Source organism: Streptomyces sp. NPDC041200 (genome assembly GCF_055591805.1).
The window spans coordinates 1-3,414 of sequence record NZ_JBVIZF010000045.1; the positions used below are offsets into that span (position 1 = coordinate 1).

4 protein-coding genes are annotated in these 3,414 nt (G+C 68.7%); all 4 read left to right on the forward strand.

The genetic code is table 11. From position 1 onward, the window contains the following. Nucleotides 1-105: sigma factor-like helix-turn-helix DNA-binding protein (locus tag ACZ6CL_RS38850; protein WP_468943781.1), on the forward strand; the 105-nt coding region annotated here is incomplete at its 5' end. Between the two features lie 96 nt (nucleotides 106-201). Next, the gene (locus tag ACZ6CL_RS38855) at nucleotides 202-405 is read left to right on the forward strand and encodes a DUF5133 domain-containing protein (protein ID WP_468945278.1); all 204 of its coding nucleotides are present in this window, start codon (nucleotides 202-204) and stop codon (nucleotides 403-405) included. A 94-nt stretch (nucleotides 406-499) separates the two neighbouring features. Further along, nucleotides 500-1,051 carry a DUF6328 family protein gene (locus ACZ6CL_RS38860; protein WP_468945281.1) on the forward strand — a complete coding sequence of 184 codons (552 nt, stop codon included), beginning with the start codon at nucleotides 500-502 and terminating at the stop codon, nucleotides 1,049-1,051. A 141-nt stretch (nucleotides 1,052-1,192) separates the two neighbouring features. Then, nucleotides 1,193-3,414: tetratricopeptide repeat protein (locus ACZ6CL_RS38865; protein ID WP_468945283.1), on the forward strand; the 2,222-nt coding region annotated here is incomplete at its 3' end.

The window sequence follows — 3,414 nt, forward strand, 5'->3', positions numbered from 1 at the left end:
GGCCGCATCGCCGAACAACTCGGCATCTCCCAAATGCACGTCTCCCGGCTCATCAACCGCACCTGCGCCCGGTTGCACGACCAGATCGAGGCCAAGGCCGCGTGACGGGCCGGGGGTCAGGACGCGTATCGAGCCGCACGCCATGGCGGCAACCGCACACCCCCCGTACCCGGAGGGGCCTTCCGCCTTCGAAGGAGAACCATGCTGATGGCCCCCGCGGTGTTACGCGATCTCATCGAGCAGTACGAAACCCTTCAGGCCCTGCACACCGAGGCGGGTGGCCCCGATGTTGACGTGTCCTACACCCTGTGCGTCGCGACCGGGACCCGGGACGTGGACATCGCGCTGGCCGCCGCCCGGCATCAACTCACCGGCACCCACGTCCTGGGAGAGGAACACCCGTGAGCCGAGATACAGGCGCGCCCTGTGCACGCCGCGTGGTGACACCGCGGGACGGCACAACGGGGTAACCGAGAATTTTTCTGGAAGCGGAGGAGACATGGCGATCGCAGAGCCGCGTGTCACGGCAGTGCCTGACCCATCATGCCCGTCGTGCACGAACGCGCCGTCATCCGAAGAGCACGAACCGCCGGAGACCGCCCGCGAGCGCGTCAACCGGAAATGGAACGAGATTCTCCAGGAGACGCGGGTCGCGCAGACCGGTGTGCAGATCCTCTTCGGATTCCTGCTCTCCCTCGCCTTCACCCCGGCATTCCGGCACCTGGAACTCTTCGACCGCACGCTTTATGTGGTGACGGTGGCACTGGGAGCCTCATCGGTCGCCGCTCTGATCGCTCCCGTATCGATCCACCGCTTTCTCTCCGGGCTGCGCATGAAGGATGAGATCGTGGAAGCAGCCGGGCGGCTCATGGTGTGCGGAATGGTGCTGCTGGCGCTCACCATCGCGTGCACCCTGCTGCTCATTCTCCACGTCGTCACCGACAGCGTGGTCGCCGAGGTGATCGTCGGTGTGGTCATGCTCTGGTTCGCCATCTGCTGGTACGTCATCCCCTTGCGGCTCCGGCGCAAGTCCCGGCGGCGCGTCGGCTGACCCTCGCGAGCGCCGAGAGCAAGGGGCGCGTAGCGCGCATCGGGGGCGCTCAAGTACTTTTCCAGCATTTGTGTACTTGTCCGGTGGTTCACTTGGGTCGGCGTGCTCACGAGGGGCACAGGCCGAGGGGGGACACCGGATATGGCCACGCCCATCGTCACCGCACTGGCGGTCTATGAGGCCGGGAAGAAGGCGTACGAGGCGTACCAGGGCATCGTCGCCTTCGTCAGCCTCGGCAGCCACAGCCCCACTCCCGAAGAGGAGATCCTGGCCAGGCTGGAGGTGCTGCACCAGGATTTCGTCGCCCTGCAGGGGCGGTTCGACGAGGTGCTGGAGGCCGTGAAGCAGGCGGTCAGAGTAGAGCAGCAGGCGTATGTCCTCAATCTGCGGCGCGATCTGGACGGCCTGCGCGGCCGGGCCCGCACCGCCATCGACGAGCTGAACGCCTGGGCCGCCGGAGGGCGTACGGACCCACTGCTGCGGTCCAACGCCGACAACAACGCACGGCTGGCGGCGAATACGCTGCTGGAGGGTGACTCCTACTTCTACCGTCCGGATCCGAATTCGCCGGAAAGCGTCTTCGACCACCGGCTGGCGTATATCGCCTATGTCTATGTGCTGACCGTCCGGTTCGGCGTGATCGCCGGGCTCAATCCGCAGTACCGCGAGGACCGGCTGGCCCGCGAGGAGCTGACCCGGCACGCGGCGCGGCTGGACTGGGTGTTCCAGCACGCCGACCAGGCCATCGAACCGCATACCGGCGGCGGTCCGGACAACCGCGGAAGCTACTTCCTTGCCCACCAGTGCGTGGACCACATCACCGGCTACGACACGGGACACACCGAAGTCGGCTGGCGCCCCGGAGGACAGGCCGAATACGACGACGCCCGGGCCTATTACGCCGATCAGCTGCGCGCCGATATGCGGGTCCGAACGGGTCTGGCCAAACTCATCGGCTTCCACGACACCGTGGCCTACTGGGCCAAGGACCCGCGCACACCCGGCTGGTCCCCCTGGACCCCGGTGGAGGTGCCGGACAGCATCGTGTCCCTGGCCGCGGCGTCGGACCGGCCGGGCCGCACCGTGCTGGTGTGGCGGGACCCGGACAAGGCACAGCTGCGCACCACCTCCTACGACTCCACCGCGACCGCACCGGCCTGGAAACCTTCGGTGGCCATCAGCGCGGAGAAGACGGTGCGGGAGGAACCCACACCCCGCGTCCTGTCATCGGGGCCGGGCCTGGTCACGGTCGTGATGCGGGGCAAGGACGGCGGCGTTTACGCCACGCGCACCGACCCCACCCGGCCGACCGGCTGGCTGGACGCTCCGGTGAAGGTGAGCGGCGACACCACCGACGTCTCGTATGCTGAGGCCGCCGCGGCACCGGGCTTTGTCGTCGCGGTGTGGCGGGACAATGCCAACGGCACGCTGATGGCTGCGTTCCAGGACGCCAAGGGGGCGTGGGGGCCACCCCAGGCGGCGACCCCGGCAGACGCCGCGTCGCTGAACTCGGACCTCACGGTGACCTGTCCGTCGCCCGGGGCGGTGCTGGTGGTGTGGACCATGAACTATCGCACGGTGCACAGCGTCACCTACGATTCCCGCGCGGCCAACCCCGCATGGAGCGCGCCCGCGCAGATCGCCGAGTTCCCCGGGGGCGACTTCCCCTCGTCCATCCACGCCATGGGCAGCGGCGACGGCAAGGCCGATGTGGTCTGGCAGGGCAAGTTCGGGTCCATGTGGAACATCCACTACGACGGCGGCTGGAGTGCCCCGGCCGAGATCACCCCGCAGCACCTCACCCACTGGGGCGTGCCCTACACGACCGTCCCGGCGGTGACCGGGAGCCGGCGGGCTCACTGGTTCTGGCAGGGCCGGGACAGCCGCGTTCAGACGATCTACCGGGATCCCCAGCAGCCTCAGTGGTCGGCGCCGCTGTGGCTCGGCCAGCCCTGGTGGTCGTATGCCGAGCTGGCCCCGGTGTCGACGGAGACGGGGAGCGTATCGCTCTACCGGGTCGACTTCGGCAGCGAGATCGGTGAGGCGCCGCAGCTCCTGACGTGTTCCTACGACACGGCCACGCCGGCCCCGTCAGCCCGGATCGCGGATGCGCGAGCCCTGGTGACGAGGGCCCAGACCCTGTGGAACCTGCCGGGCCCGGCGCGCGAGGAGGCCAACGCCCGGGCGGCCGACGCGATCGCCGTGGCCCGCGAGGTCGTGGCCCTGGACCCCGGCTACCGTGCGACGCTCGCGCAGTGGCTGGTGTTCCCGGCGGGCACGTATCTGATGTCCAGTGGCCACCATGACGAAGCCATCGCCCGTATGGGGGAGGCGCTCGCCCTCTACGGCCAGCTCATTCGCGA